Below are 26,584 nucleotides of genomic sequence, written 5' to 3'. Positions count from 1 at the left end.
TACTGGTGTAGGGATCGGGGATTGGGCATGGGGCATGGGGCATGGGGCATGGGGCATGGGGCATGGGGCATGGGGCATGGGGCATGGGGCATGGGGCATGGGGCATGGGGCATGGGGCATGGGGCATGGGGCATGGGGCATGGGGCATGGGGCATTGGGCATCGGGCAACAAATCAAAAGTTCTTAATTTTGACTTTTGACTTTTGATTTTTGACTTGTTTTGTCCCCCAATCCCCAATCCCCGATCCCCTTCATTCAACAAGTCGGACAAACTTATTTTTTCCGAGTTGCAAAACTCTTCCGTACAATTGACTAGCGGTTTCAAAATAAGTATCCACATCGGTAATGCGATCGCCATCTAGTCGCACGCCGCCTTCTTGAATTTTACGCTTTCCTTCTCCACCGCTTTTGCATAAGTCAGTAATATTGAGAATATAGGACAATTTTGCCGGAAATTCTACTTTGGATAGAGAAAATTCGGGTAGGTCTCCTGCTTCAATGTTATTGACGGCGTCTTGTCCGTGATACTGCCGGACTATTTCTTGCGCGAGGAGTTTTTGGCGATCGCGTGGGTTTTCTGGTAGTGTGTCTAGAGGTAAATCCGTCAACAATTCAAAATAATCTTTTAGCAGGTGGTCTGGAATACCTTGCAATTTTTGATACTTTTGCGTCGGATGTTCTCGTAAACCTACGTAATTACCTAAGGACTTAGACATTTTTTGCTCGCCATCTGTGCCAATTAAAAGCGGGAGTAGCAAACCAAATTGAGGCTTTTGTCCAAAATGACGTTGCAAATCTCGTCCTACTGCTATGTTAAATTTCTGGTCAGTACCACCCAACTCCACATCAGCCTCCACAGCCACAGAATCAAAACCCTGCATTAACGGATAGAGGAACTCATGTAGAAAAATCGGATTCTCTTTTTTATAACGTTCAGCAAATCCTTCTTTTGCTAGCATTTGTCCCACAGTCATGGTTGAGAGTAACTCTAAAATTTTTCCTAAGTCAAGTTTGGAAAGCCATTGCGAGTTATATCGCACCTCTAACCTGCCAGGTGTGTCAAAATCTAGTATGGGACGTACTTGGTCAAGATAGGTCTGAGCGTTTGCCTCGACCTCTTGTTGTGTAAGTTGGCGGCGCACATCTGACTTACCTGTAGGGTCGCCAATCCGTGCCGTGAAATCACCAATGATCAAAACTGCTGTATGACCAGCATCTTGAAAAGCTCGCAGTTTCCTTACTGGTATGCTATGACCGAGATGAATATCCGCCCCTGTCGGGTCAATGCCCAACTTTATCCGCAAGGGTCGGTCGGTTGTGGCCAAGCGCTTTTCTAAACTTTCAGATTCAGTATCCGAATCAGCTGGTTGGGGAAAAATTTCGACAATGCCACGACGTAACCAAGAAAAGTTCTGCACCATACTATTAGGATCTTGACTGTTATCTATACTTTGCAATATGGAAGTTGGGTAGGTTATAGTCACTAGCAATGCTTCCGTTGTTTATATCTGCCAAATTAATATAATTGCAAAAATTTAACCGTCTTGCTGCGCCAAAGAAATTATAGTTATATTTACAAGTGAGGAAGTGAGAACGCCGTGTCATCTAGGACTTTTGAAGATAAGCAATCCCAAGGTAGCCCTTCATCTGGCGTTGAGTTTTTGAAAGGAGTAGGTCAGGTAGCTGGCGGTACTCTGCTATCAATTACCATGCTAGCGAGTTCCATTGTTGCCGGAGGATTAGTTGGTTTAGCCATTAGTTTCCGCAACTTGCCTGATGTAAGACAGCTACGTAGTTTTTTTCCTTCAGAAACTACCTATATTTATGACATCAAGGGTAAGTTATTAACAAGTATCCATGGTGAAGCCAACCGAGAAGTTGTGCCTCTAGATAAAATTTCGCCGCAACTAAAACGTGCAGTACTAGCAAGCGAAGACGCTGATTTTTACTTTCATCACGGCATTAACCCTAAAGGTGTGGGACGTGCTGTAGTAACCAACTGGGTAGCTGGTGGAGTGCGCGAGGGTGGTTCTACCATTACCATGCAGCTGGTGAAAAATCTGTTTTTGTCCCAGAGACGTCAATTTACCCGGAAAATAGCCGAGGCAGTATTAGCAATTCGTCTCGAACAAATACTTACAAAAGACCAAGTTTTGGAAATGTACCTCAATCAAGTATATTGGGGTCACAATAACTACGGTGTACAAACAGCAGCACGTAGCTATTTTAATAAGTCGGCGGAGTATTTAACTTTAGGTGAGTCGGCAATGATGGCGGGCTTGATCCAAGCACCAGAAGAATATAGCCCGTTTGTCAGCATGGAAAAAGCTAAATATCAGCAGAAGGAAGTTTTAGGACGAATGCTGACTTTGGGCTGGATCACCCAAAAAGAATATGACAACGCTTTAAAAGAAAAAATTAAACTAGGTAGAATTAGGTCATTTCAAGGTAGCGCCTTACCTTATGTTACTAACGCTGTATCTCAAGAACTAGCAAGGAAATTCGGTCGTGAAGCCTTGTTAAAAGGTGGAATGCGCGTACAAACCACAGTAGATGCCAAGTTTCAAGAAATGGCAGAAGAAACTGTCAGTAAATGGCATAGAAGACTAAGCAGTCAAGGGTTATCTAAAAATCAAATTGCTTTGGTGGCGATCGACCCCCGCACCCATTATGTGAAAGCATTGGTGGGTGGTGTAGACTCCAAAACTAGTGAATTTAACCGTGCAACCCAAGCTTATAGGCAACCAGGCTCTTCTTTTAAACCTTTTGTTTATTATGCCGCTTTTGCCACAGGTAAATTTACACCTGATACAGTTGTTTATGATACTCCTGTAAGTTACCGTGATGGTAGTGGTTGGTATAGTCCACGCAACTACGATGGCGGTTATAGTGGGGCAATGTCTATTCGTACAGCTTTGAAGCTGTCTCGTAACGTCCCAGTCATCAAGGTTGGCAAGGCTATAGGCATGAACAAAGTTGTTGAGACATGCCGTACCTTAGGAATTATGAGTCCAATGGAACCAGTGACTTCTTTACCACTTGGTGCGATTGGGGTGACACCTATGGAAATGGCAGGTGCTTATGCTACTTTTGCCAATTATGGCTGGCAGTCACCAACGACAGTAATTGTCCGTGTTACCGATAGTAGCGGTAATGTCTTGTTAGATAACACTCCCAAGCCTCAGCTAGTTCTAGAACCATGGGCCGCAGCGGCAGTAATCAATGTGATGCAATCAGTAATCACTGATGGTACTGGGAAAAATGCAGCTATTGACCGTCCTGCGGCTGGTAAGACCGGAACTACTTCTTCAGAAAAAGATATTTGGTTTGTCGGAACTGTACCCCAGCTGACAACTGCTGTTTGGGTGGGTAGAGACGATAATAGGCAATTGGCTACTGGTGCTACAGGAGGGACTATGGTAGCTCCTGTCTGGCGTGATTTTATGCTCAAGGCACTTAAAGACACACCTGTAGAGTACTTCAAGCCACCTTCTAAGTTCCCTCGCCCTAAAAAGTAGGTTAATAACCAGGAACTGGAGATTAGGGATAAATCTTTAAAAATTTAGAAATTAAAAATTTTTCATTTTAAATTTTCTAGCCTGTAGCACCTAATCTTCAGTTCTGTTTTTCTAGTTCCGCTTTCATCCGTTCTAGGGTAATGTTCATCTGATCGAACATTTGTTGTGGTGTGACGCCAAACTGACTGAGCTGAGTTTTCAGCTGCTGAATAGTCATTTGCGCCATAAAATCTTCTGACAACTCAAATCGCTTCATAAAGACGCGATAACGCTCCATCATCGCTTCCATTTGCTCAATAAACAGCTTCTTACCCTCGCGGTCAAACTTGCCGTAATTGTTGCCAAGTTTGATTAGGGCTTGATAATCTTCAAACAGCTGCTTTGCTTCTTGCTGAACTATCTCAGAGTCAAAGAATCCCATGTTGCTTCTATATCTTATAAGTACTGATGATCAGTACCTCACTTTGGCTTAAAATTTGCCTCTAGATTTATTTTAGTCTTTAGTCTGGGAAACTAAGCTAGAAAATAAGCTTCGGTTAAATTACAGTTTTTACCGAGATATCAACACTTGACGATTTAGTTGATGGTTAGTGGTTGGTCAATTGTCAATTGTCATTAGTTATTCTCTCCATCTCCGCTAATCCCCGAACGCGAGTGCGTCTCATGACGGAGAATCCCTGATCCCCTATCCCCTATCCCCTATCCCCTATCCCTTAGCTTCAATACAATAAAAAGTATGGTGGTTAGTTGGATGAGGAGAACCAAAGATGTTGACTAAGCGAAAAAGCCGGAGTGTTGCTGCAATTTTAGCGTTTGCTGGCACATTAACAATTTCTGGTTTACATAAATTTTATTTAGGACAGCCGTTGTGGGGCCTATTGTATGTGCTGCTGTCGTGGACGCCAATTCCCAAGGTAGCAAGTGCGATTGAAGGAGTTTGGTATTTAGCTCAAGACGAAGAAGCTTTTGATCAGAATTTTAATGAAGGTAAGTCAGTAGTTCGTTCTGTACGCTCAGAAGCCAATCAAGTCGGAGCGATCGCAGATGCTTTGCGTGAGTTAGATGCTTTGCGTCAAGATGGATTGATTTCTGAATATGAATTTGAACAAAAACGCCGTCATTTGCTTGATCAAATTTCTTAATTAGTTGCTTGATGATTGTTGGTTGTTTATTGATTGTTGATAGTTCGTATTAACCACTAACCAACGACTAACCACTAATCTTAAAACGTGAGATGAACTCAAATAGGCTGCCATTTCCACTCAACCCTAGATTGCAAAAACTGCGTTCTAAACTACTGAATGACCCTTATTATCGATTACAGTCAACAGAAGAAATCGCGATCGCAGTATCTTTAGGTATACGCATAGACGCTAATCAAGCAACTGTTGATGATTGGTTGCGCCTACCTGGTTTATCTATTCATCAAGCGCGATCGCTTGTAGAACTATCCCATAGTGGTGTCAAATTTTACTGTGTTGAAGATATAGCAGCTGCTTTGAGTATATCGGTACAGCGACTCAAGTCTTTAGAGGCAATTTTAGATTTTAGTTATTATGATGACGATTCTGTAGATAATATTACTTATAAAATTAATCCCAATACAGCAACAGTTGAGAGTTTAGTCAAAATACCATTTATAGAAATATCTATCGCTCAAGCAGTGATTGAAAATCGCCAATCAGCTGGGCCTTATCGTAACTTGGTAGATTTTCAACGACGCTTAAATCTTTCCGGTGATATCCTTGCCCAGCTGATGTATTATCTCAGGTTCTAGATCGGGGATAGGGGATCAGGGATCAGGGATCGGGAGGACAAAGGAGAAATTTCTCCCAATAATACCCGATCCCCAATCCCCAATCCCCAATCCCCGATCCCCTTAAACTAATCCAATGCGGTCAAAGGGCCAAAAACGAAAAACAGCCCGACCAATAATATTTTTTCTGGGCAAAAAGCCCCAGTAACGAGAGTCATTACTATCATTGCGATTATCTCCCATGACGAAAAATTCATTCTCTGGGACTCGCACTTGTGTAAATGGCTGGATTGGTGGTTCGGCAATATAATCTTCTTGTAGGGGTTTTCCATTAATGTAAACCTTGCCACCACTAATTCCTACTGTTTGACCTGGTTCACCGATTACACGCTTAATGAAAGCTTGGTCTTTTGGGTATCCTCTTTGTTGTAGTGTTTCGGGAGGCTGAAAAACAATAATGTCGCCCAAGTGTGGAGAGTGAAAAGAATAAGAAATTTTTTCTACTACTAAGCGATCGCCTGTATGTAGAGTCGGCACCATTGAATCTGAGGGAATGTAGCGAGGTTCAGCAATAAAAGTCCTGATCAAAAATGCCAAAACTAAAGCTATAGCAATCAAACCCAAATTTTCCCGCACACTGCGCCATACTCCTGACGACGCAGAAGCGTCTTGTGTATTACTTTTTTGAGGGGTCATAGAAGTTAACTATTTGGTTCCAAAATTAGACGAACACTCTACTTATCTTGACGCTAAATATATCTTTTATTGACAATCCTGCGGGTACCTATCTGGAAAATGGGGATTGGAGACAAGGGAGAAAAATAATCAACTAAATATGGAAAGAATATTAGAACCAGAAGTTATGGATAGCGCCGAAGAGGCTATTGAGTATGATGCAATGGACTTTACTGAGGTCAATAGTGCTTTTGCTCAAGAAGCGATCGCTTTGGGGTCGTCAGAACAAGCTGTGGTGTTGGATGCTGGTACTGGTACGGCTCGAATTCCGATATTGATGTGTCAAATGCGACCTAATTGGCAAGTTGTTGCGATTGATCTAGCTGCAAGTATGCTACAAATTGCTTCTTCTCATGTTCAAGAAGCTGGTTTGCAAGACCAAATTCGTTTGGAATTGGTAGATGTTAAACATATGCCTTATGCAGATGAACAGTTTGATATAGTTGTATCAAATAGTCTTGTTCATCATTTACCCGATCCTTTATCTTTATTCCGAGAACTAAAGCGTGTATTGAAACCCAATGGTGGTATTTTTATTCGTGATTTATTTCGACCGCGTGATGAAGTAACAATGGATGCTTTAGTTGATAGTATTGGTACTGAATATAATGAACATCAAAAAAAATTATTTCGTGATTCTCTGCACGCTGCTTTAACTATAGATGAAGTGAAAGATTTACTTTCTCAGGTAGGTTTGCAAGCAGTCGAGGTTTATCAATCAAGCGATCGCCACTGGACAGCACAGAAGCGTTGGAATTGGTAAGTAGAGACGTGCCATGGCACGTCTAGTTAGTAAATTCTTTGGCTTCATAGTAACGACAACCTTCACAGGGGCCACTAGGATTGACGGCACAGCGTAAATAGCCAGAACGAGCATTATACCGACAGCTGACGTCACCAATGAGATAACCTACTCCTTCTAGATAGTAGCGATCGCTTAGGTCTGGTCTAGTGTCTATTGATATTGGTTCTCTGGGAAAATTTCTCGCCACGCGTCTAAGGTGCGATCGCATTCGCGCCTGGGTTTTACGCATTAACCACAGGGAAAGTAGCGATGGTAAGAAACCAATGGTAATCACCAAAAGTATTCTAAACACCTTCTTTATACCTCTTGTGTGCGCTTTTCCTCTCTAGTGTTACATATTCACTCTTGAGAAAGAAGTCAGGAGGAAATATATTTAACCTTAATCTTATTTCATTAATTCCCCTTCTACCTTATAGTGTTTTCGCCAGTATTGAAGTTTATTAATCGGCACTGATTTAGTTATGACATTCACGTCATTTCCTCTCCAGTCAATTTCTGCATCAGTTGTAAAAACACCACATTCTAATTCCTCCAATTTTATATTCCAATATTCACTGAATCGGTGTTTTAATGTAATAACCTGTTCAAATACTTTGTTCCTATGTTTGTTTCTTCTTTTTCTTTCGGTTGCTCCTGTTGCTTCCGTATCAATAAATTTTGTTTCAATTAAAAACAATTTATTTTGAGAAGTAAGGTAGACAAAATCACACTTACCTAAATCTGTATAGTCGGCAATAGGAGACTTTTCAAATAACAGCAATTCAGTGCAGATTGGAAATAATTTGTTGATATTTAGAAATAAATATGCTTGTAATAGGAGTTCCTGATCATAAGGAAACCCAACAACCCCCTCAAAAAAAATTTTAATTTCTTCTTGAGATTGGGGTTGGATTTTTTTGCAATATCCAACAAAGTGACCTATCGCATTTGCCGTTACCAAGTATTTGCTCCTTACCCTGGTTGCTGCATTTATCCTCATGGCATCAAAAGATACCATTTTTACCAGGAGAGCATCATCCGCAGAAGTAACTAAAAAAACAGCTATTACATTAATAGCTACGGTTTTATACTTATAAAGTGAAAACAAGTATAATTGTTATTAATATTCCATGGAAATGTTTTCACAGAAAATACTGTTATTTTAAAACATAAACATAGATTAATTTTTATTACAAAGACATCTAAGTGTTAGTAAGTAATTGTGCATGAGCAGAGAATCGAGCATTTTGTAAAGCCAAAACAGCACTGCGAGAATCCTGTACCCAAAATTGGCGTCCAAAACGGACGAGATGACGAGAATTTTCAGCTTGAACAATTCCAATCACTGGGACTTTGGCTTTTTCTTTATCCCCAGAATGCTCTTGTAGAATTGTTCGTAAACGATGCTGTTCTTCAATGGTAGCTGCCTGTTGAGCATTTAACTCTACCATCACCATTTGTACTGTTTCTACAGCTTCTGCATCTTCAACAATAAATTGAGTCTGGTCATCTCGTCGGTCTACTTTACCCCAAATTATTAATCTGGAATCAACTTGCAGAAGTGAATTAATGCGTTCGTAGGTTTTAGGAAATGCTACTGCTTCTGATTGGGAAGTTAAATCTTCTATTTGCAATATTGCCATGGGATCACCTTTTTTGGTGATAACTTTTTTGACATTATTGAGCATTACTACTGCACATAAAATTGATTCCTCTTTTTGTTCACCTAATTGAGAAAGATTAATTGGTGCAAGGACTCGCGCTGAATTCCGTACGGATTTAAGCGGATGATCTGATACATAAAAGCCTAATAATTCTTTCTCTTTACGTAACTTTTCTTGGGGAGGTAAATCAGGAACTGGTTTAGCTTTAGGAGCGCTATCAAAACTATTTTGGATATTATTTTTATTAGGATTGCTAGCAAATCCACCGCCTAATAAATCGAAGAGATTACCTTGGCCTGTAGCTCTATCTTTGGCGCGGGATTGCGCCCAGTCATAAACTAAAGGCAAATCATGAAGTAATTGATTACGATTGGAGTCAATTTTGTCAAAAGCTCCACAATAAATCAGAGATTCTAAAGTGCGACGGTTCACAGTACCCAAATCAACGCGATCGCAAAAATCAGATAAAGACTTAAACTCGCCTTTGGATTCTCTCGCTTCCAAAATTGCAGCGATCGCATTTTGTCCGACATTCCGCACCGCCGACAATCCAAACAGAACTTTCCCGTCCAAGGGGGTAAAATCGATCCCAGAACGATTAATATCGGGTGGATCGATCTGAATACCCATATTTGTACAGGTAGCAATATATTTCTGCACCTTATCTGTATCGTCACTGTTAGCCGTTAACAGTGCTGCCATATACTCTAAAGGATAATTAGCCTTTAAATACGCAGTTTGATAAGTTACATAACCGTAAGCTGTAGAGTGGGATTTATTGAAACAATTGGAAGCCACTAAACCATTTTTAATCACAAAATTATGGTTTTGCTCTACTCCAATGTCATATACATTCTGTATACCTAAAAATTTGCGTGTTACAATTTTCACCATTGCTCTCTAATATATTTAAGTCTTGAGAATTAATTAATTTTATAAAATTGTTCAGCATGGAATACATATTAATCTAGTTAAGGATGTCAGGGCATTGGGCATTGGGCATTGGGCATTGGGCATTGGGCAACAAGTTCTTAATTTTGACTTTTGACTTTTGACTTTTGACTTGTTTTGTCCTCCTTGTCCCCGATCCCTGATCCCCGTTCGCGTAGCGTCTCCTCTGGAGAATCCCCGATCCCTGATCATAAATTGTCAAACTGTACTAGAATCAATGATTTGAGTCACTAAGGAAGCAATCATGGCATCCATCCGCGAGTTGCACAAACAGCTAGTTAAAAAAGAACGTTCTGCCGTAGAAATTACTCAGGAAGCTTTAGACCGCATTCAAACAGTAGAGCCAAAGTTACACAGTTTTTTGTGCGTAACTGCCGAACGGGCATTGGAACAAGCGCGAGCTGTGGATGCTAAAATCGCCGCAGGCGAAGAAATTGGGTTATTGGCAGGTATTCCCATCGGTATTAAAGACAATATATGTACAAAGGGAATTACCACTACTTGTGCTTCCCGGATTTTAGAAAACTTTGTACCACCCTATGAGGCAACGGTAACACAAAAGTTGGCAGCAGCTGGTGCTGTGATGGTGGGTAAAACCAATTTGGATGAGTTTGCTATGGGTGGTTCCACAGAAACTTCAGCCTATGGTTTGACTGCTAACCCTTGGGATTTATCGAGAGTTCCGGGTGGTTCTTCTGGTGGTTCGGCGGCCGCGGTAGCAGCAGGAGAATGTACTGTTTCTCTGGGTTCTGATACTGGGGGTTCAATTCGTCAACCTGCTTCTTTCTGTGGTGTGGTGGGGATTAAACCGACTTATGGACTAGTTTCACGTTATGGTTTAGTCGCGTTTGCTTCATCTTTGGATCAAATTGGCCCCTTTGCTCGTTCTGTGGAAGATGCAGCAACATTATTACAAGCGATCGCAGGTCACGATCCGAAAGATTCTACTAGCTTAAAAGTTCCTATTCCCGACTACACCGCAAGTTTACAGCCAGACCTCAAACCGAAAGGACAACTCAAAATTGGTGTGATCAAAGAAACCTTTGGTGAAGGTCTAGATTCGCAAGTTGAAGAGGCTATTAACGTAGCACTTGCTCAACTGCAAAATCTGGGTGCAGAAATTCATATTGTTTCCTGTCCCCGCTTCCGTTATGGTTTGCCTAGCTATTACATTATTGCTCCTTCGGAAGCTTCCGCAAACTTAGCTCGTTACGATGGCGTTAAATACGGTTATCGTGCTGATGAAGCGGAAAACTTGATTGAGATGTACACCCGTACTCGTGCAACTGGTTTCGGTACAGAAGTCAAACGTCGGATTATGTTGGGAACCTACGCTCTTTCAGCAGGATATTATGATGCCTATTATTTGAAAGCACAAAAGGTACGCACCCTAATTAAGGAAGACTTTGAAAGAGCTTTTGAACACGTTGATGTCTTAGCCTGTCCCACAGCTCCTAGCACAGCATTCAAAGCAGGAGAAAAAACTGCTGACCCTCTAAGTATGTACTTAGTTGATTTGATGACTATTCCCGTGAATCTAGCAGGTCTACCAGGTATAAGTGTACCTTGTGGTTTTGATGACAGTGGACTACCGATTGGTTTACAGTTAATTGGTAAGCCTTTACGAGAAGACCAACTGTTTCAAGTGGCTTACGCTTATGAACAATCTACTCAGTGGCATTTACATATGCCACAAGTATAGTTATTCGTCAATGGTCAATGGTCAAAAACTGTTGACCGATATTTATTTGATCGTACAGAGCAAGCAGATTTCACCATTGAAGTCAATCCAAAATCCAAAGTTGAATGACTATTGACTATTGACTATGGACTCTTGATTATTGACAGTTTCAGGAGTAAAAGTCACTGTCTTCGGCTTTCCTAAACCTCCGAGAGGTTTTTGTTCACTTTTGTTAGCAGAAACTAATACAGCACCTGCATTTCCAGAACGTATAGTCAATTGCTTGTTTGCTGTCCAAGTTTTTCGATCTCCCTTCTTTAAAGTCCCCACAAACATAGTTTTACCATCGGCTTTGACTCGCACCCATGATTCCCCTTGCAGTTCTAGTGTCACTTCAACGGGAGATGCTGTTGGAGTGGAAGGAGGTGTTTCTGGTGATGGAGTTGTAGTTGTTGGTGTGGTAAATGGGGATAGTGTTGGTGACGCTGCTAGGGATGCTGCTGGTGATGGAGTTGTAGTTGTTGGTGTGGTAAATGGGGATAGTGTTGGTGACGCTGCTACAGTTGTAGATAATGTTGTTTGTGGGGAAGCTTTGGATTTTTGATCCTGAGCAACAGAATCGGTTGGAGCTTTGGGATTGAGACGAAAAAACAATATAAAAGAAGCAACTGCTAATAATACTACATAAGGAACAGCAAGAGGGATATGTATACTTGAGCTTTTCTGTGCTTTCTTACCATCATTACCAGAGTCGAGCAGGAAAAAGTTAATTGCAAAATTTTTGGCTAATGATACACCATCAAGTCCTAATGCGTCACCGTAGCGTCGGATAAACCCTTGTACAAAAATTGGCTCTGGTAAGTCTTCATATCGACCTTCTTCCAATGCTTCTAAAAATGCTTGTCTGATCAGGGTTTGAGCAGTTATTTGTTCTAGACGCACGGATTTCTCTTGGCGTATCTGTCGTAAATATGCTCCGATTTCCTTGAGCTGCTCTTGTTGAGCCTCATTAAAGGACGTCACTGTCATCTCCCAAAATCTACTGAATAATCTACTATTCTTTATTTATTAAACTTTTAAATCATAATTTTTTTGATCAACAATGTTAATTGGCAAATACTAAATTTACAAGCTTTTGCGATTATATTGTATACATAAATACTGGCATTTAACAGATTAAGCTGCAACATAAAATACAATTGTTCACCAATATCTTAGTTTGGGTTGGAATCCTTACAGTACTCGCCTACTGTGCTGTATGTATACTTCTTTTTTTACAACAAACACGGTTTATCTTTTTCCCATCTTCTATGATTGAAACAACACCAACGTTTTTAAATTTACCTTACGAAGAAGTTTGGATACCTATACAAATTCAATCGCATCAGGTCGAATATATTCACGGTTGGTGGCTCATAGCAAATCAATCGAATGGGAAAATTCTACTTTATCTACATGGTAATGGTATAAATATTGGCGCAAATATTACCAATGCCAGTAGATTTTATCAATTAGGGTTTTCGGTATTATTAATTGACTATCGAGGTTATGGTAACAGTCGAGGTCGTTTTCCCAATGAAAGGCGAGTATGTGAAGATGCAGCGATCGCTTGGAATTATTTAGTACATCAACGCAAAATTGCACCCAGTCAAATTTTTATCTACGGTCATTCTTTGGGAGGTGCGATCGCTATTGATCTAGCTATTAAACAGCCAGATGCTGCTGGATTGATTGTAGAAAGCTCTTTTACCTCAATTCGCCAAGTGGTGGCTTACCGGAACATTTTTCGGATGTTTCCTGTCAATTTAGTATTGACACAGCGATTTGAATCAATTCAAAAAGTACCTCAGTTAAAAATACCTGTTTTATTCATTCATGGTATCAGTGATATTACTATCCCTGCTTTCATGAGTGAAATATTATATGCTGCTGCTCCTGAACCGAAAAGATTGCTCCTGGTTGCCGATGCTGGACATAATAACGTAGCAGAAGTAGCTCCTGTTGAGTATTTACAAGCAGTACTTTGCTTATGGAACCAGCTTTCTCAGGGAGAAGATTAAACAAATAAAACTTAAATAAGTTTTCAATTTAAAGTATGATTTTTAATAGTAACTTAAGTAAATACTGATGTATAAAAAATAAAAAATATATTGTTGAAAATACTATCAAATTTACTTGCTTTTGCTTTTCAATTTAGTGATAATTTTATACTTAACAATCCGGATATGTGAACATAACTTTAGAATAAATGACACAGGTATAACTTTTTTTGCTTTGATTACTAAAGAGACTTATAGTAATGGTTACTACACCTGTGTGCTTTTCACAAATATTAGAGAATCCCACTATTGAAATTTCTCAAGATGAATTGCGATCGCTTTTAGGAAAAATAGAAGCAGAACTGCATAATTCTCTTGTTTACCGTCGTGCATTAGCTACTATACAAAAACTACTTGGTGACTCTGCTGACCAAGGCAAAATGTTGATCAAAGCCGTGGCTAGAGAAGCGATTGGTTTAGCATTTGAACAATTAGTTCAAAAGTATCAACAAGTTGAAAAACCTCTAGAAAAATTGATAGATAATCAACCACAAGCAGAGACTACTGTTCTTACGCCACAAATCCAACAAAATAATTACAATAACTTATCAGAGTGTTTAACAAACGTAAAATTTCATCCCATTGAAAACCAAGAAAATACTAAAACAGAAAATTTAGCACCTCAGCAGCAATTAGTAGCAAATATAGCTAACGACGAAAATATTACGCCAGTAAAAACACCTTTAGTGTGGCTCAAAAATAAAACAGTTTCCCAAACAGAAGTCACAAAGCAAACCACAGAACAACAACGTACAGAAAGTCTGCGTCAAATAGGGGAACAACTCCGCCAAGCTCGTGAGTCTAGAGGTCTTTCTCTTGACCAACTCTGCGTTTACACTTACATCTCAGTTCATCAAATGGAAGCGATCGAAAATGGGAACTGGGAGTTATTACCAGAAGATGTATTTGTACGCGGTTTTATCCGTACAATGGCAAATGTTTTAGGACTCAATGGAACAACTTTAGTCGCTTCTTTACCAGCACCAGAAACAACAAAATCCGTTTTACCCTCCTGGGGTGAGTCTAAAAAAACTTCTAAACAACTAGGCTTGGAAATTCGCCCCATGCATTTATATGTGGGCTACACTGCTCTGGTCGCTGGTGCTATAAGCGGATTATCCTATATTTCTCAACAAGGAGAAACTAGCAGACTGGTGAATCAAAATCCAGTTACTCCTGCTCCTACCTCTTCTTCTGTTTCAGGCTCACTCAAGCATAATGAATCTAAAATTATACCGGGAATCAAGTCTAGCAATGCTGGGGTGACTGTCGGACCAGATATTTCACCACCAGAAGCGTTGTAGAGGGAAAGGGGATTGGGGATCGGGACAAGGGAGACATGGGGGACTGGGAGGACAAGGGAAGGGGGACAAGGGAGAATTATTTAACAAGTCTCTTCCCGATCCCCAATTCCCCTTGAGCAAAATGTGTCAATCCTCTTGTGCCAAGATGGTGTAGATTTCACGTTTAGCTCGATGGAGTATTTCACGTACTCTATTTATATGATCTGCATTACCACTGCGAGCAACTTGCATTACTATTCCACCTAAATCAGCGATCGCATTTCCCAATTCCATCCACTGCTGGGGTTTGTTTCTTCTTGTCATCCAGTCTTGAGGATCACCCCGTTCGGCTAATAATTGTCTACCATTTTCTGTGATTGTGTATACTTTCTTACCTTCTACTTGCTCAGAAATGAGATAACCCCCTTCTTCAAGTAGCTGGAGTGTGGGATAAACGGAACCTGGGCTAGGCTTCCAAAACCCACCGTAACGTGCTTCTAATTCTTTGATCAAATCATATCCATGTCGGGGTTGTTCTGCTAGCAACGATAGGAGGATGTACTTGATATCACCACGCGGTGTCCGTTGCTCATCTTTCCAATCCCATTTCGAGGAGCGGTGATGTCTACCTCTGCGGGGTCTATCGTCGCATCCTGATTCAAAAAAATCAGGGTGCATAGGAACACCCAAAAACCTACCCATAAAATGAGGATGTCTAGGAAGACCTAAAAACATAATTTTTCTCTTGCATACTTCTATTTCGATTATAGATATATCACGATATATCGTTAATAAAAGTTAACATAAATAATCCCCCAATCAAATGAGGGATTATGAGTGAAAAATAACTAAAAAATAGTAAAAGTTAGGGTTTCAAGTGGAATATATGCAAAGCACTAGAAATTAGAGTTAAGAATATAACAAACCCGATCGCATCCAGCATAGTTGTCACTAATGGCCCGCTAACTAGTGCTGGATCAAGCTTAAGGCGCTTTAGAACCATTGGTAACAAAGTCCCTAAAGTGACGGCGACAAGGGTATTTATCGCCATTACCGTTCCAGCAATCAATGATACCCAACGTTCTTGAGGAGGCGCCCAAATTAAGGAAAGACAAATCATTGTCAAACCCAGAGCTAAGGCTGTACCCAGTCCTGCTGTCAGTTCTTTACGCAGAAGTTTCAAGGTATCCTTGGGTGTGACTTCTCCCACACCAAGTCCGCGAATTGTCACTGTCAAAGCTTGAATGCCAACAGTACCACCCGTATTGGAGAATAGAGGCATAATTACAGCCAATACTGGGACCATCGAAATCGTAGACTGAAAGGGTGCGATCGCACTGGATGCTCCAATATACAGCAGCATCACTCCAAATAGCCATGGTAAACGTTTTTTGAGCGTGATCAATGGAGAAGACAAAGTAGCTTCGTCACCACCACTCACCCCTGCTAATTTTTGAATATCTTCTGTGGCTTCTTCTTCAAGAATATCAATCACGTCATCAATGGTGATAATACCAACTAGTCGCTCTTCCCGATCAACCACAGGTAAAGCGATCAAGTCGTAACGCTGCATGATGCGGGCGACTTCTTCTTGGGGCGTTTCTGTTTTGACATTGACAACGCGATCGCTAGCGATATTTCCGATCAAAACATCAGGAAAAGTAAATAACAATTGTCGCAGAGAAACAACACTCACCAACTTGCGGTTGTCGTCAGTCACGTAGGCGTAGTAAATCGTTTCTTTGTCTTCGTCTTGACGACGAATTTTGCTCAAAGCTTCACCTACAGTTAATCCTTCCTGCAAGCGTACATATTCTGTGGTCATTACCCTACCAGCAGTGCCTTCAGGATAACCGAGAATTGTCGCTGTTACTTGTCTTTGTTCTGGACTCAGCTGCTGTAATAAGCGTTTGACAACCTTTGCGGGTAACTCATCAAATAATTCTGCCCGATCATCGGGACTCATGTTTTCAACAATTTGCACAACCTGCACATCATGCAGAGAATTGATTAATTCTTCTTGCACGTCTGGAGGTAGATATTCAAAAACGTCTGTGGCTTGATGTTTGTTAAGTAGACGAAATGCGATCGCCCTTTGTTGACTGGGTAATTGGGTAATGTACTCTCCCACATCAACCGGTTGTAAACGGTTTAAATCCCATTTCAGCTGGTTCAAGTCAGCAACGTCAATGACAGAATTGCGAACGTCCTGTACAAGCATTTATTTATAACCTCCCAATTGCCTCCCCCGCGCTGGGAGACAAACTCGCCAGCTTAGAGGAGGATAGTACTACCGTCTTGTGGACTTTGGTCCATAAAATCTCTGGAACTCAACATCGATGACCAATCAAGGCATCGCTCAATCTCATACTAACCCGGAACTATTAAGCATCCGGTGAACGCTTAAGCGTTAAAGTGGATATTCTGTGATGCTACACACAAGCAACCCACTTAGCTACCCTGATTTTTTGATTACTTTGAGTAGATTCTACTACTGTTAGCAAATGTGTCAAGCTTCTCTCAGGATTAATTTTTCAACTTTACGAAGTTAAAATAATTACTACTTTAGAATTAGTGATTATTTCAAGGTACTTTCAAGGCATTCATAGGCAGAAGTTAGACAATCCTAGCTGACACTACTAGTTTGCCTGATAGCAATTGCTACTGTTATCAACCTGAAAGCTGGCAGTCAACGAAGTTATAAAACTCGTATTAATTCCTTTGAGCAAGTTTTAGATACAACTACCGAACAGCATTTTCAACGATTCTGCTCAATAATTAATCAGCAGATAGCTTTTAACTTTAGTGTTGGAGGATAGTTAATATTTGGGTATTGTTAAACATAATAACATATGCATAATATTTTTCTTTACAACCAACCTAAATTGTTTGTAAATCAGTCATTTATTATTTTCTCTTTCGATTCTTTGTGTTCTACTCTACGAGAAGCCGCTTGCGCGTCTATGTGTCTTTTGTGCTAGCCTGCGGCAAGCCGCTACCGTGTCTACGTTAAATAAATATTATGTTCCTAGCTCTATATAAGACGGCTGTATAATAAAAGTTTGAGAAAATCATAATTGTGTTAAGTTATGCATAATAAATAGTTCATAAATTAACTGCTTGACTCAAATTATAGCAGTTAATTTATGACTTGTAATAAATGCTTCTAATGAACGAACCACAAAGGACACAAAGGACACAAAGCAGGAGAAAATAAGGATTTTTACAAATGATTTAGGGTTGCTATATAATGTTATTATTAATTAGTTTTTTTGGTTGGCTTGACATAATTAAATACAAAGTCACAGGGTTATTTTCCAGAATCTACTGTCTAAATTCAATATGAAAAAAGCTTCCCAATTGCCAGAACGTCTAGAGTATTATTATCAGCAAATCAAGACAATAATCTTAGCACGGCAAAATCCAATTACTGGTTTATTACCTGCAAGTACAGCAATCACTGCTCATGGTGATTACACTGATGCTTGGGTACGTGATAATGTTTACAGTATTTTGGCAGTTTGGGGGTTAGCGCTAGCATACCGTAAGGTTGATGAAGACAAAGGACGCACCTATGAATTAGAACACAGCGTCGTCAAATTAATGCGGGGTTTGTTGTTTGCAATGATGCGACAGGCGCATAAAGTAGAAAAATTTAAACATACTCAGTCACCTTTAGATGCTTTACATGCCAAATACAATACCGCTACCGGAGATATTGTTGTTGGTGATGAAGAATGGGGACATTTACAACTAGATGCAACATCAATATTTTTGTTGATTTTGGCACAAATGACTTCTTCAGGATTACAGATTATTTTTACTCTGGATGAAGTCAACTTTGTGCAGAATTTGGTTTACTACATTGGTAGGGCTTATCGTACACCCGATTATGGAATTTGGGAAAGAGGTAATAAAATAAATCATGGGAATGCAGAATTAAATGCTAGTTCTATTGGTATGGCCAAAGCTGCTTTAGAAGCAATTGATGGACTAGATTTATTTGGTATAGGTGGTAGTCAAGCATCAGTAATTCATGTATTACCAGATGAAATCGCCCGTGCCAGAATTACTCTTGAATCTCTACTACCAAGAGAATCTGCTTCTAAAGAAATAGATGCGGCAATTTTGAGTGTGATTAGTTTTCCGGCGTTTGCAGTTGAAGATATACAACTACGCGATCGCACTCGTAATGATATTATTACAAAACTAGAGGGTAAATACGGCTGTAAGCGTTTTTTACGCGATGGACACCAAACTGTTTTGGAAGACAACAAACGCTTGCACTACGAACCTTGGGAACTTAAACAATTTGAAAATATTGAATGTGAATGGCCTTTGTTTTTCACCTATTTATTTTTAGATGGGTTATTTTGTGGCAACGAAGAACAAGCTAAATATTACCAAGAACGTTTAGAATTTTTAGTTGTAGAAAAAGATGGCTTGGATTTATTACCAGAACTTTATTATGTGAGTGCAGAATTTGTCGAAGCAGAAAAACTTGCACCATCAACTCAGCCACGTTTACCTAATGAAAATGTGCCTTTAGTGTGGGCGCAGAGTTTATATTATCTTGGTCAAATGCTAAGTGAAAAATTAATTGCCGTGGGAGATATTGATCCCTTGGGGCGACACTTACGCATGGATAAACACCGAGATCCTCTAGTGCAAATTGCTTTATTAGCAGAAGATGAAGATTTACAAGCAGAACTAGAAGTTTACGGGATTGAAACCCAAACACCCAAGCAAGTAGAACCAATTCAAATCCGCCAAGCTGATGATTTTATCAGCATTTATGCTCAAATTGGACGCAGTGACAAACTCGGTTTAACTGGACGTCAACCCCGTCGTCCTCGTAGTTTAACCACATCAAGAATATTTCGTATTGGTAGGGAAACAGTTGTATTTTTACCTTCATTTTTAGATCCTCAGCAATTCTATTTAACTCTGGATTATCATTTTTTGATCGCGCAATTACGCAGTGAACTTGCTTATATTCAAAAATATTGGAGTGATTTCGGGCGTCCGATCTTAACTTTAATGTTGACACGCACGATGTTGGAAACTGGTTCCGAGGCGTTACTAAACCTCATGCAAGAACTCAAAGATGGTATTTGTAACGGTGTGCGGGTAAAATTAGGACGGCTGAATCAGTTGATGTTGACAGCTGCGATCGAACGAATTGATTTTCTGCCAGAGTTTGAATTTACCTTGTCTTCCGTCAAAGATGCTAAACCTCGCTGCATTTATTTAGCACTGCATCCAGATAAAAACTGGCCTTTGAGACATACTCAAGAATTCCAAGTAGAATACGAAACCAACTTTGGGTTATTGCTTGGTTACTTGCGTTCCTCAGAAAATATTTACGAACAAATAGAATTGTTGCAGACGTTGACGCGTTTACAAGGGCTAGATTTTGATACTGGTTTTGGTGATCCAGAAAATCTTGTGACAGTCGGGGATTTACTAGATGAAGTTTACACTAAAGCCGCAGAATTAGGAATTTGGGCGGTTGTGCGACGGGCAGCAGGGTTGCGGCAAATGGCGTATATTGCTTTATCAGATGTAGTTACCAGTATTATCGTCCGGGGTAAACAAATTGCAGTTGGGAAAGCTTACAGTGAAGCTTCATTGATGACTGTACCCCTCTCCCACAACGAAATTGTCGAGAAAATCAATCATTTTTGTCGCGAAGATATACGCGATCGCGTTTTAACTCAAGAAATCCTGATTTATCTGAGTACTTTAATTAAATCAGAACCAGAGTTATTTAAAGGACTACTCACCCTCAGAGTCGGTTATCTCATTTTATTGCTTACCAGTGAACTTGCACAAGAGTTTAAACTGACTCAAGATGAAGCCTACGAAACCCTGATGCAACTTTCACCATTTGAAGTCAAAACCCGGTTAAGCCAGGTATTAGGTGAGTACTCAGACATGAGTAAATTATTACGCCAGCAAGAGTCTTTGCACGTCAAGCAAAAAGAAAGTGATATTGAGTGGGTGGTACAACCAATTATTTTCGAGGACATCGAAGTTCAACCAGGTGGTTGGCGTCGTTTCCGTCAAGCTGAAGGTGCAACTGGACGCACACCCAAAGACTTTTATCAACAAGTTTGGCTGTTAATGCATCATTGTAAGGGTTTGGTAATTGGCGACAAATTAGAGCGCCGCAACCGCTTAGAAAGTGAAGAGATGATTTCGGAGATGACAGCCGGAGAAAAGAACTTTGCCCTGCAAGTAGAACATCTGTTAAATAAAATAGAGGCTCCTGAATATCGCCAAGTCAATATCGAAACATTAATGGAATTAGCTGCGATCGCATCCAATAACCCTGATTTGCAAATCGAAGAATATATAGTTTTAGATGTATTAATCGGTCATGCTGTGAGATTAGCATGGTTAGATGGACATCCAGAAAGAGGCGATCGCTATGATGAAGACAAAGGTAGTGCGTGGCGATCGTTTTACAATACTTCTCCCAAAGAGTGCGCTAGTTATGTAGTGAAAGCGTTTAGGTTCTTGACGGAGTTTGTGCAAGAATTGTAAATTTTGTAGTAATCTTGTAGGGTGCATGACACTCGGTTAACGCACCCTTTAGCTAAATAACCCTTGAATGACTAATCATCCATCTTTTAGTTTTACCGTCCCGCACCAGCCATAAACGTACAGATTCTGGCTCAGATAACTTTTGTTGATTTTTCAGCAAGTATTGCAGTTGAACTTTTACTATTGCAGAATTATTATTTTGTTCTTCTACGCTAGGTTGTTTTGTAATCTCTATTCGCTCTACTTGTTGTTCCCACCAGCTGACATAAGAAATAAAACCACTTGGCAAACTTGATTTCTTAGTTTTAAATTTGGGCGATAGACAATTCCAACTAGCAATATACTGACGTTTATTAATAGTTGAATAATAAGCTTTGACAAATTCTGTCGGTGAATAACTATTTAAAGTCGATAACTTTGATTGAGGAGTCATTACCCAGCTATCAAATGAATACCAAAAAATGACACTATTGTCAATGAATTTACCAACAGTAGTCTCTCCAAATACAGGACGTGCATACCATGTTAATAAAATGATTATTCCTGTGATAATTAACCAGATTCTGCGTGGAAGCCATCGTTTTTTTAATGCCTTCTGGCGAACTTTATCCAATTCTTGGCTGCATAGATATAAAAAACTAACTATGTTACGAAGAAAATCAGCAAAGATATAGACATATTCTGGTGGTTGACGTCCCTTTTTTCTCAGATTTTTTGTCAGCAAATATTCTCCGAAAAGTAGCATATTTGCTAATAATTCCGAACCAACAGAAACTAATTGTAAAAGTTTAACAAGTAGCCATGGAAATATTCGCCAAAAAAACCAAGAGAAGATCGGCATTAAAACAAGCACAACAACTATCGCTCGCCATGGCATTGGTACAACCACAAGTGGTTCCCAAATAGGTCTAATTATACCCTGAATCAACTCACTTATCATCACTATTTGTTAATGTCATAAAATACTAAAACTACTCTTCTCGTCGAAATTCTTCGGGAATATCAGATGTAGAATTATTGTTCTCTTGGCTGTCTGCTTCTGGTAAAGCTTCTTGCGTTTCTGAGATATCTACGGAACGACTTTCCAACACAGCAGTAGATTGTTCTGTTAATCCGACTAACTGTCGCAGAAGGTTTTTTCCAACTTCATTAATTTGTGAACCTTCAAGTGCATCTGCATCTAGCAACATTTTTAGCATTTTGACCTGATGTTCTCTTTCACCTTGCTTTTGTTGGTTAAGCGCTTGTAAAATTACTGTCACATCTTCAGGGCGTTGTGCTAGTTGAAGTGCAAGCAACTGAAAGTTTCCACCTTGCAACAATGGAGAGTAAAACTCCATCTTGATTTTCATACTCTCAAGTTCAAATTGTTCACGCTGTCTGCGTAATTCTAGTTCTAGTTGTTCTTTTTGCCGCGTCTGGATAATATCAAACTGTGTTTTTTCTATTTCTAAATCTTGCTTAAGCTTTTGTAACTCTATTTCTGACTGAATGTGGGTTTTTTCTTCTTCCCGTTGGAATTGATTACGTTGCCGAATTCGCTCTAATTCTAGTTGCTCTCTTTGTTTTTGTTGTTCAATTGCTAATTGCGCTTTCTGCTTTTCTAAAGCTTGGCGGATTTTTTCTCGTTCAATTTCATCTTGCAAGCGTTTTTTCTCTCTAATTCGCTCACGGGCTTCCTGTTCTAAAAACAGAGAAACTGTGAACTGATAAAGGGAGAAACCTTCATCATATATAGCCTTTTTGATGTGGTCGCTGATTTCTCGCTCCGCAGCACCACTTTCTTCAACCTCGTATTTACGACTGATGTTTCGCATCACCTCAGTAATTAAAGGTTCTAGAACTTGGCGCACATCAGTAACGCTGCGTTTGACAATCATTTCTGGATCACGCACCGCATAAGTAAACTTAACATCTGCTTGAAAATCAAAAGCATCTGTTTTACAAGGTAAGTTGCACACAAACCGTAACGGATGTTCGGTCATGTCTACTTTGTAAACCAAATGATATTTACCCCACAGCATTTCCCCACTGGTAGGGCCTTTTTCACCTTGTTTAATAGTAAGTAAAGATTGTCCTTCCGCCGCAAAAACTAGCGCAGTTCCTGGATCTGGAATTGGACGTGACTGTAAAATTCGCCAACGTGAAATTTCTTCTCTAATCAGGATAGGGTTGTAGATTTCCGTCACTTTATTACCTCCGTTAGTAAATTTGTAAATGCTTTTTAATAACTGATAAAATTTCACTTGCAGAGTTGGGCGGTTCTATCAAAGCCCACTGGTTGAGCTTGTAAAGGATTCTTTCTCGCTCACGCTCGTTTCCTTGAACTACTAATGTGTAAATTATTCGTCCCAATACTCGCTTGAATCTGTGGTCATAATCAACGAATTTCAGCCAGTTGTGAATTTCATTGAGTATAGATACACGTGTGGCTTTGAAGTTTAAAGCACGTCGTAATAAGCAAACAATTAAGTCTTCATATATCTGGTTTTCTTGTGCCAGCCATAATAGTGTTGGTACATGATTATTATTAATTTCTGTCACATCCACGCGAACTTTGTCTTCACGCATCAGTCGCCAAAAAATGAGTAAACCTAATTGGTTGGGTGTGGTTATTTTGGTTTGTGCTGTCCATTCTTGCAAAGCACTAAGGATGTTGAAATATTGATTTGGTAAAAATTTGCCGCTTGCAAACAGATTGACTATACTTTCGATAACTGCGGAAAACAAAGATGCTTCTCCAGAGGAAGTTATGGCAAATAAATCACGCAGTGCAGCATCTGGAAAGCGCAGTCCGACATACCCGCCATAAGCCGATGTCGCAGTCCAACGCAAGTTAGAATTATTTTTTAAAGTACTCCATGAATGCAACAATCCCAGTACCTGGGGAGCAAGATTGCTTTCAAATACTGGAACACTTAAAGCTAAGGCTGCTAATTTTTGCAAACTCCTATTTTGGCTATTTGCCCAAGGTCGCAATACCTGATTGAGAACATCTCTAAAAGCATACTTGCTCAGTTCGCCAATTGCGGCTGCGGCTCTAATCCGAACTTCAGAATCACCATGGGAACCAAGTTCCTGTAACCAGATCAGCAATGGTTCGCGTAGATAGTCATATTCATGCCAAACATAAGATATAACAGCAGGCTGAAATGTCGGATTCTTAAATTCAACTAGTTCGACAGGAGTGCGTCCAAACTCAGTATTTTCGTATCCTGGGACTAAATTAGCAAAAACCTCTTTGAGTAATTGACTACGTGTTTGATAAAATACTGGTGTAGGATCAGATTCCTCGTCTTTTTTTGATGGGGGTTGGACGAGCAATTGCAAGCGTTGACTAGCATCCTTGACTGCTTGATAGCTACTTCCACTGAGAACCGCCAGAGTAATCATAAAGATGCGTTGGCTGAATTCTCGCTTGTCTTGCTCAAACCAGTTTTTCACTTGCTCGTAGGCGCTATAGCCAAAACGGGCCAATGCTTCTTCAAGGTGTAGTTCGTGGCTTGCTACCTTGGCTAAGAGTGACGCTAATGTATCAATCTCACTCGGTAAAAGTTGCTTGGCGAGTAGTTGACGCACAGCATCTGACTGCGCTACAGAATAACCACTATCAAGCATTGCTTGATCTGTGATGTACCATCTCAGATGTTTTTCTAACAATTTGTCAGTAGATGGTAAGTCCTTCCAATGAAAGAGATATCCTCCCAAACTTTCTTGAGAAATGGAAAGGTGACTTTCTAGGGTGATGACAAGATGACTTTGTTGTTGTTTGAGTTTCCGACTCAGACCATTCAATACATAACCATTGAGTTTCTCCGCGCTATCAACAGCCAATGTATCAATTAAATATACTTGCTTGGCTTCACACTGGAATGAACTCAGGTCTGTAATAGCTGGGTCGATTTCAAAAATCTCTTCTGCATTGAAAGTAGAAAGTAGGTGAATTGCCGTAGTTTGCTTGCCAAACCGCCTATGTCCTTGGAGAATAAGTAGGTGTTTCTCGTCTAAAATAGTTTTTACGTGCTGATAGCTATCAGTTTCTACATAAACACTACGTATTTTTTCGATATTCGCACTCAATATTTGTCCCGCAACTTCTTTTACAGAACTGCGTTTAGTCCTTTTAGTCTGATTACCTCCGACTACATCACCAGTAATATCTACTTGATCTGTAAAATAAGCACCACCACTGCGAGCGTCAATATATACATTGGCAACACCAAGCGATCGCACTAAATCAGAAATGTCTTCGGCTTTATCTTTCCCTGCAAAGTCCTTGATTAAATCTTCTACTGAGTTGGTGGTATTTGATGCTTTTGTATTCTGACTTTCAGCAGCCTCCTCTAATTTCTCATCAGTTTCTTCTATAGATGAGGGAGCCTGTTCGAGTTCATCACTCATTGGCTTATTTTCCTCTGAGATCCTCAAGATGGTAAATCAGTCACCTAGTTACATTCCAAAGAACACCTTAACCAGGTATTTGCTAGCTGAACTTATTTTGATTACCGCCAACCACATCTCCTGTGATCTTGGTCTCTTTTTCAAAGTAAACACCACCACTACGGTTATCAATAGTTTGTGAACCGATTTGAGTATGATTTATCAGTGTGATGAGTTTTTCGGCTGCCTTGATAATTTCTTGATCTTTGTGAACCGAAGCTTCTATTAGTTTTGCTTTTAGTGGTTCTTGCCAAATCTCTGGCTTTTGTTCATGTTCAGCTAACACCAATTCTGCTGATGGATTCCCTACAAACTTTTGTTGAACAAGTATTTTCAAACCTTGATAACTATCTCTAATGGCTTCATCTGCAATTGCCTTTGTACCAGCTACAGCACCTGCGGCTAGTGCGCCAACAATCAAACTAATCGGTTCCATTACCTCATCTCCTGAAATTAAATACAAATTCTAAACAATAATTTATAAAATTTCGCTTATTTAAAATTTTTTACACCTTCAACGTACTGTTTCATCGCCAAAACAGACTAACTGTTTAAACCCGTGGGAGTGGGTTTTATGTGTGTAGACACGACTTCTAATGCTTGCTGCAAGATATTAATATGATAAATTTATGTATTTTACTATATATGAAGCATAATGTAACTTGATAGTGCCAACTCAGCAATAACACTCACCTATTCTTCATATTTATGTAATTTTTTGGTAAATTTCGGTAATTACTTACAGGTTTTTACAGTAAAATCTATATCACTAACTATAATTTTGTGTCTTAAATACTGCTTTAAACAAATCAAACTGTTAATAATTTTGGACAATTAGATCAATAAGTTACAAAGTAAAATTTTTTACATATGCATATTTAATGATCTGTCTTAAAATCAAATCCGTAAATTAAAAACCTGCACTAGTCCAATAATTATTAAATAAATTGCCACTATATAGTTAAGCAGTCTGGGAAGTATCAGAATCAATATTCCTGCGATGAGTGCAACAACGCCATTAATATTAATACCTACTTGAATAGTATTAGTTGTTTGGGCAAGCAAAATTGGTATGTCAAACATAAATTTTTTTATACGATATAAATTTATTTATAATATTATTG

At 39.7% G+C, this 26,584-nt stretch carries 22 protein-coding genes; 8 read left to right on the top strand and 14 right to left on the bottom strand.

Annotated features, from left to right (window positions below):
- Positions 1-251 precede the first annotated feature (251 nt).
- Entirely contained in the window at positions 252-1,421 is a 1,170-nt protein-coding gene (gene tyrS / locus ACE1AT_RS13060; RefSeq protein ID WP_374868919.1) for a tyrosine--tRNA ligase, read from the bottom strand.
- 177 nt (positions 1,422-1,598) lie between these two features.
- Between tyrS and ACE1AT_RS13055 the strand changes: the two genes are divergently transcribed.
- The gene (locus ACE1AT_RS13055; RefSeq protein ID WP_374868911.1) at positions 1,599-3,518 is read left to right on the top strand and encodes a transglycosylase domain-containing protein; all 1,920 of its coding nucleotides are present in this window, start codon (positions 1,599-1,601) and stop codon (positions 3,516-3,518) included.
- 97 nt (positions 3,519-3,615) lie between these two features.
- Here the strand turns inward: ACE1AT_RS13055 and ACE1AT_RS13050 are convergent, their stop codons facing one another.
- Entirely contained in the window at positions 3,616-3,939 is a 324-nt protein-coding gene (locus tag ACE1AT_RS13050; protein WP_016863581.1) for a DUF1825 family protein, read from the bottom strand.
- Positions 3,940-4,285: 346 nt separating this feature from the next.
- On the opposite strand from ACE1AT_RS13050, the gene ACE1AT_RS13045 reads away from it, so the two are divergent.
- Both ACE1AT_RS13045 and ACE1AT_RS13040 read left to right on the top strand, forming a co-directional pair.
- Complete coding sequence (locus ACE1AT_RS13045; RefSeq protein ID WP_374868909.1) at positions 4,286-4,660, top strand: NINE protein; 375 nt, start codon at positions 4,286-4,288, stop codon at positions 4,658-4,660.
- A 92-nt stretch (positions 4,661-4,752) separates the two neighbouring features.
- Complete coding sequence (locus tag ACE1AT_RS13040) at positions 4,753-5,295, top strand: helix-hairpin-helix domain-containing protein (protein ID WP_374868907.1); 543 nt, start codon at positions 4,753-4,755, stop codon at positions 5,293-5,295.
- A gap of 102 nt (positions 5,296-5,397) precedes the next feature.
- On the opposite strand, the gene lepB is transcribed toward ACE1AT_RS13040, so the two are convergent.
- Complete coding sequence (lepB, locus tag ACE1AT_RS13035) at positions 5,398-5,970, bottom strand: signal peptidase I (protein ID WP_374868905.1); 573 nt, start codon at positions 5,968-5,970, stop codon at positions 5,398-5,400.
- 139 nt (positions 5,971-6,109) lie between these two features.
- Here lepB and ACE1AT_RS13030 point away from each other — a divergent pair, with 139 nt between their 5' ends.
- Complete coding sequence (locus ACE1AT_RS13030; protein ID WP_374868903.1) at positions 6,110-6,772, top strand: class I SAM-dependent methyltransferase; 663 nt, start codon at positions 6,110-6,112, stop codon at positions 6,770-6,772.
- Between the two features lie 22 nt (positions 6,773-6,794).
- Here ACE1AT_RS13030 and ACE1AT_RS13025 read toward each other — a convergent pair whose 3' ends face one another.
- The 3 genes from ACE1AT_RS13025 to ACE1AT_RS13015 form a co-directional block, all read right to left on the bottom strand.
- Positions 6,795-7,106: a DUF6464 family protein gene (locus ACE1AT_RS13025; protein ID WP_374868901.1), complete on the bottom strand. Its 312-nt coding sequence runs from the start codon at positions 7,104-7,106 to the stop codon at positions 6,795-6,797.
- A 93-nt stretch (positions 7,107-7,199) separates the two neighbouring features.
- Positions 7,200-7,811 (bottom strand): hypothetical protein, encoded by a 612-nt coding sequence (locus ACE1AT_RS13020; RefSeq protein WP_374868917.1) that lies wholly within the window; start codon positions 7,809-7,811, stop codon positions 7,200-7,202.
- 184 nt (positions 7,812-7,995) lie between these two features.
- Complete coding sequence (locus ACE1AT_RS13015) at positions 7,996-9,351, bottom strand: OB-fold nucleic acid binding domain-containing protein (protein WP_374868899.1); 1,356 nt, start codon at positions 9,349-9,351, stop codon at positions 7,996-7,998.
- 301 nt (positions 9,352-9,652) lie between these two features.
- On the opposite strand from ACE1AT_RS13015, the gene gatA reads away from it, so the two are divergent.
- Positions 9,653-11,110 (top strand): Asp-tRNA(Asn)/Glu-tRNA(Gln) amidotransferase subunit GatA, encoded by a 1,458-nt coding sequence (gene gatA / locus ACE1AT_RS13010; RefSeq protein WP_374868897.1) that lies wholly within the window; start codon positions 9,653-9,655, stop codon positions 11,108-11,110.
- Between the two features lie 108 nt (positions 11,111-11,218).
- Here gatA and ACE1AT_RS13005 read toward each other — a convergent pair whose 3' ends face one another.
- Positions 11,219-12,118, bottom strand: a complete 900-nt coding sequence (locus tag ACE1AT_RS13005) for a helix-turn-helix domain-containing protein (RefSeq protein WP_374868895.1) — start codon at positions 12,116-12,118, stop codon at positions 11,219-11,221.
- 152 nt (positions 12,119-12,270) lie between these two features.
- On the opposite strand from ACE1AT_RS13005, the gene ACE1AT_RS13000 reads away from it, so the two are divergent.
- The gene (locus tag ACE1AT_RS13000) at positions 12,271-13,149 is read left to right on the top strand and encodes an alpha/beta hydrolase (protein WP_374868915.1); all 879 of its coding nucleotides are present in this window, start codon (positions 12,271-12,273) and stop codon (positions 13,147-13,149) included.
- 239 nt (positions 13,150-13,388) lie between these two features.
- A complete protein-coding gene (locus ACE1AT_RS12995) occupies positions 13,389-14,492 on the top strand; it encodes a helix-turn-helix domain-containing protein (protein ID WP_374868893.1) in 1,104 nt (367 codons plus the stop codon).
- A gap of 126 nt (positions 14,493-14,618) precedes the next feature.
- Here ACE1AT_RS12995 and ACE1AT_RS12990 read toward each other — a convergent pair whose 3' ends face one another.
- On the bottom strand, positions 14,619-15,206 hold the full coding sequence (locus ACE1AT_RS12990; protein WP_374868891.1) for a PadR family transcriptional regulator: 588 nt from the start codon (positions 15,204-15,206) through the stop codon (positions 14,619-14,621).
- Between the two features lie 130 nt (positions 15,207-15,336).
- Entirely contained in the window at positions 15,337-16,692 is a 1,356-nt protein-coding gene (gene mgtE, locus ACE1AT_RS12985) for a magnesium transporter (RefSeq protein WP_374868889.1), read from the bottom strand.
- 1,121 nt (positions 16,693-17,813) lie between these two features.
- Here mgtE and ACE1AT_RS12980 point away from each other — a divergent pair.
- On the top strand, positions 17,814-21,020 hold the full coding sequence (locus ACE1AT_RS12980) for a glycoside hydrolase family 15 protein (RefSeq protein WP_374868887.1): 3,207 nt from the start codon (positions 17,814-17,816) through the stop codon (positions 21,018-21,020).
- A 52-nt stretch (positions 21,021-21,072) separates the two neighbouring features.
- On the opposite strand, the gene ACE1AT_RS12975 is transcribed toward ACE1AT_RS12980, so the two are convergent.
- From ACE1AT_RS12975 to ACE1AT_RS12955, 5 genes are all read right to left on the bottom strand, one after another.
- On the bottom strand, positions 21,073-21,909 hold the full coding sequence (locus ACE1AT_RS12975) for a hypothetical protein (protein ID WP_374868885.1): 837 nt from the start codon (positions 21,907-21,909) through the stop codon (positions 21,073-21,075).
- Positions 21,910-21,991: 82 nt separating this feature from the next.
- Positions 21,992-23,209: a hypothetical protein gene (locus tag ACE1AT_RS12970; protein WP_374868883.1), complete on the bottom strand. Its 1,218-nt coding sequence runs from the start codon at positions 23,207-23,209 to the stop codon at positions 21,992-21,994.
- A 13-nt stretch (positions 23,210-23,222) separates the two neighbouring features.
- Positions 23,223-25,421: a HEAT repeat domain-containing protein gene (locus ACE1AT_RS12965; protein WP_374868881.1), complete on the bottom strand. Its 2,199-nt coding sequence runs from the start codon at positions 25,419-25,421 to the stop codon at positions 23,223-23,225.
- A gap of 82 nt (positions 25,422-25,503) precedes the next feature.
- Complete coding sequence (locus tag ACE1AT_RS12960; protein ID WP_374868879.1) at positions 25,504-25,896, bottom strand: hypothetical protein; 393 nt, start codon at positions 25,894-25,896, stop codon at positions 25,504-25,506.
- A 461-nt stretch (positions 25,897-26,357) separates the two neighbouring features.
- Positions 26,358-26,543 carry a DUF3096 domain-containing protein gene (locus ACE1AT_RS12955; protein ID WP_374868877.1) on the bottom strand — a complete coding sequence of 62 codons (186 nt, stop codon included), beginning with the start codon at positions 26,541-26,543 and terminating at the stop codon, positions 26,358-26,360.
- Positions 26,544-26,584: the final 41 nt, after the last annotated feature.

Origin of the sequence: Pelatocladus sp. BLCC-F211, assembly GCF_041928655.1 — a bacterium.
Taxonomy (GTDB): domain Bacteria; phylum Cyanobacteriota; class Cyanobacteriia; order Cyanobacteriales; family Nostocaceae; genus Pelatocladus.
The sequence above is the reverse complement of the archived record's forward strand: the minus strand, read 5'-3'. Positions and strand labels throughout refer to the sequence as shown.

What these genes read in the sequence shown, in the direction of transcription:
- tyrS (WP_374868919.1), bottom strand. Translation starts at nt 1,421, where the DNA reads ATGGTGCAGAACTTTTCTTGGTTACGTCGTGGCATTGTCGAAATTTTT.
- ACE1AT_RS13050 (WP_016863581.1), bottom strand. Translation starts at nt 3,939, where the DNA reads ATGGGATTCTTTGACTCTGAGATAGTTCAGCAAGAAGCAAAGCAGCTG.
- ACE1AT_RS13045 (WP_374868909.1), top strand. Translation starts at nt 4,286, where the DNA reads ATGTTGACTAAGCGAAAAAGCCGGAGTGTTGCTGCAATTTTAGCGTTT.
- ACE1AT_RS13040 (WP_374868907.1), top strand. Translation starts at nt 4,753, where the DNA reads ATGAACTCAAATAGGCTGCCATTTCCACTCAACCCTAGATTGCAAAAA.
- lepB (WP_374868905.1), bottom strand. Translation starts at nt 5,970, where the DNA reads ATGACCCCTCAAAAAAGTAATACACAAGACGCTTCTGCGTCGTCAGGA.
- ACE1AT_RS13030 (WP_374868903.1), top strand. Translation starts at nt 6,110, where the DNA reads ATGGAAAGAATATTAGAACCAGAAGTTATGGATAGCGCCGAAGAGGCT.
- ACE1AT_RS13020 (WP_374868917.1), bottom strand. Translation starts at nt 7,811, where the DNA reads ATGGTATCTTTTGATGCCATGAGGATAAATGCAGCAACCAGGGTAAGG.
- ACE1AT_RS13015 (WP_374868899.1), bottom strand. Translation starts at nt 9,351, where the DNA reads ATGGTGAAAATTGTAACACGCAAATTTTTAGGTATACAGAATGTATAT.
- gatA (WP_374868897.1), top strand. Translation starts at nt 9,653, where the DNA reads ATGGCATCCATCCGCGAGTTGCACAAACAGCTAGTTAAAAAAGAACGT.
- ACE1AT_RS13005 (WP_374868895.1), bottom strand. Translation starts at nt 12,118, where the DNA reads ATGACAGTGACGTCCTTTAATGAGGCTCAACAAGAGCAGCTCAAGGAA.
- ACE1AT_RS12995 (WP_374868893.1), top strand. Translation starts at nt 13,389, where the DNA reads ATGGTTACTACACCTGTGTGCTTTTCACAAATATTAGAGAATCCCACT.
- ACE1AT_RS12990 (WP_374868891.1), bottom strand. Translation starts at nt 15,206, where the DNA reads ATGTTTTTAGGTCTTCCTAGACATCCTCATTTTATGGGTAGGTTTTTG.
- mgtE (WP_374868889.1), bottom strand. Translation starts at nt 16,692, where the DNA reads ATGCTTGTACAGGACGTTCGCAATTCTGTCATTGACGTTGCTGACTTG.
- ACE1AT_RS12980 (WP_374868887.1), top strand. Translation starts at nt 17,814, where the DNA reads ATGAAAAAAGCTTCCCAATTGCCAGAACGTCTAGAGTATTATTATCAG.
- ACE1AT_RS12965 (WP_374868881.1), bottom strand. Translation starts at nt 25,421, where the DNA reads ATGAGTGATGAACTCGAACAGGCTCCCTCATCTATAGAAGAAACTGAT.
- ACE1AT_RS12960 (WP_374868879.1), bottom strand. Translation starts at nt 25,896, where the DNA reads ATGGAACCGATTAGTTTGATTGTTGGCGCACTAGCCGCAGGTGCTGTA.
- ACE1AT_RS12955 (WP_374868877.1), bottom strand. Translation starts at nt 26,543, where the DNA reads ATGTTTGACATACCAATTTTGCTTGCCCAAACAACTAATACTATTCAA.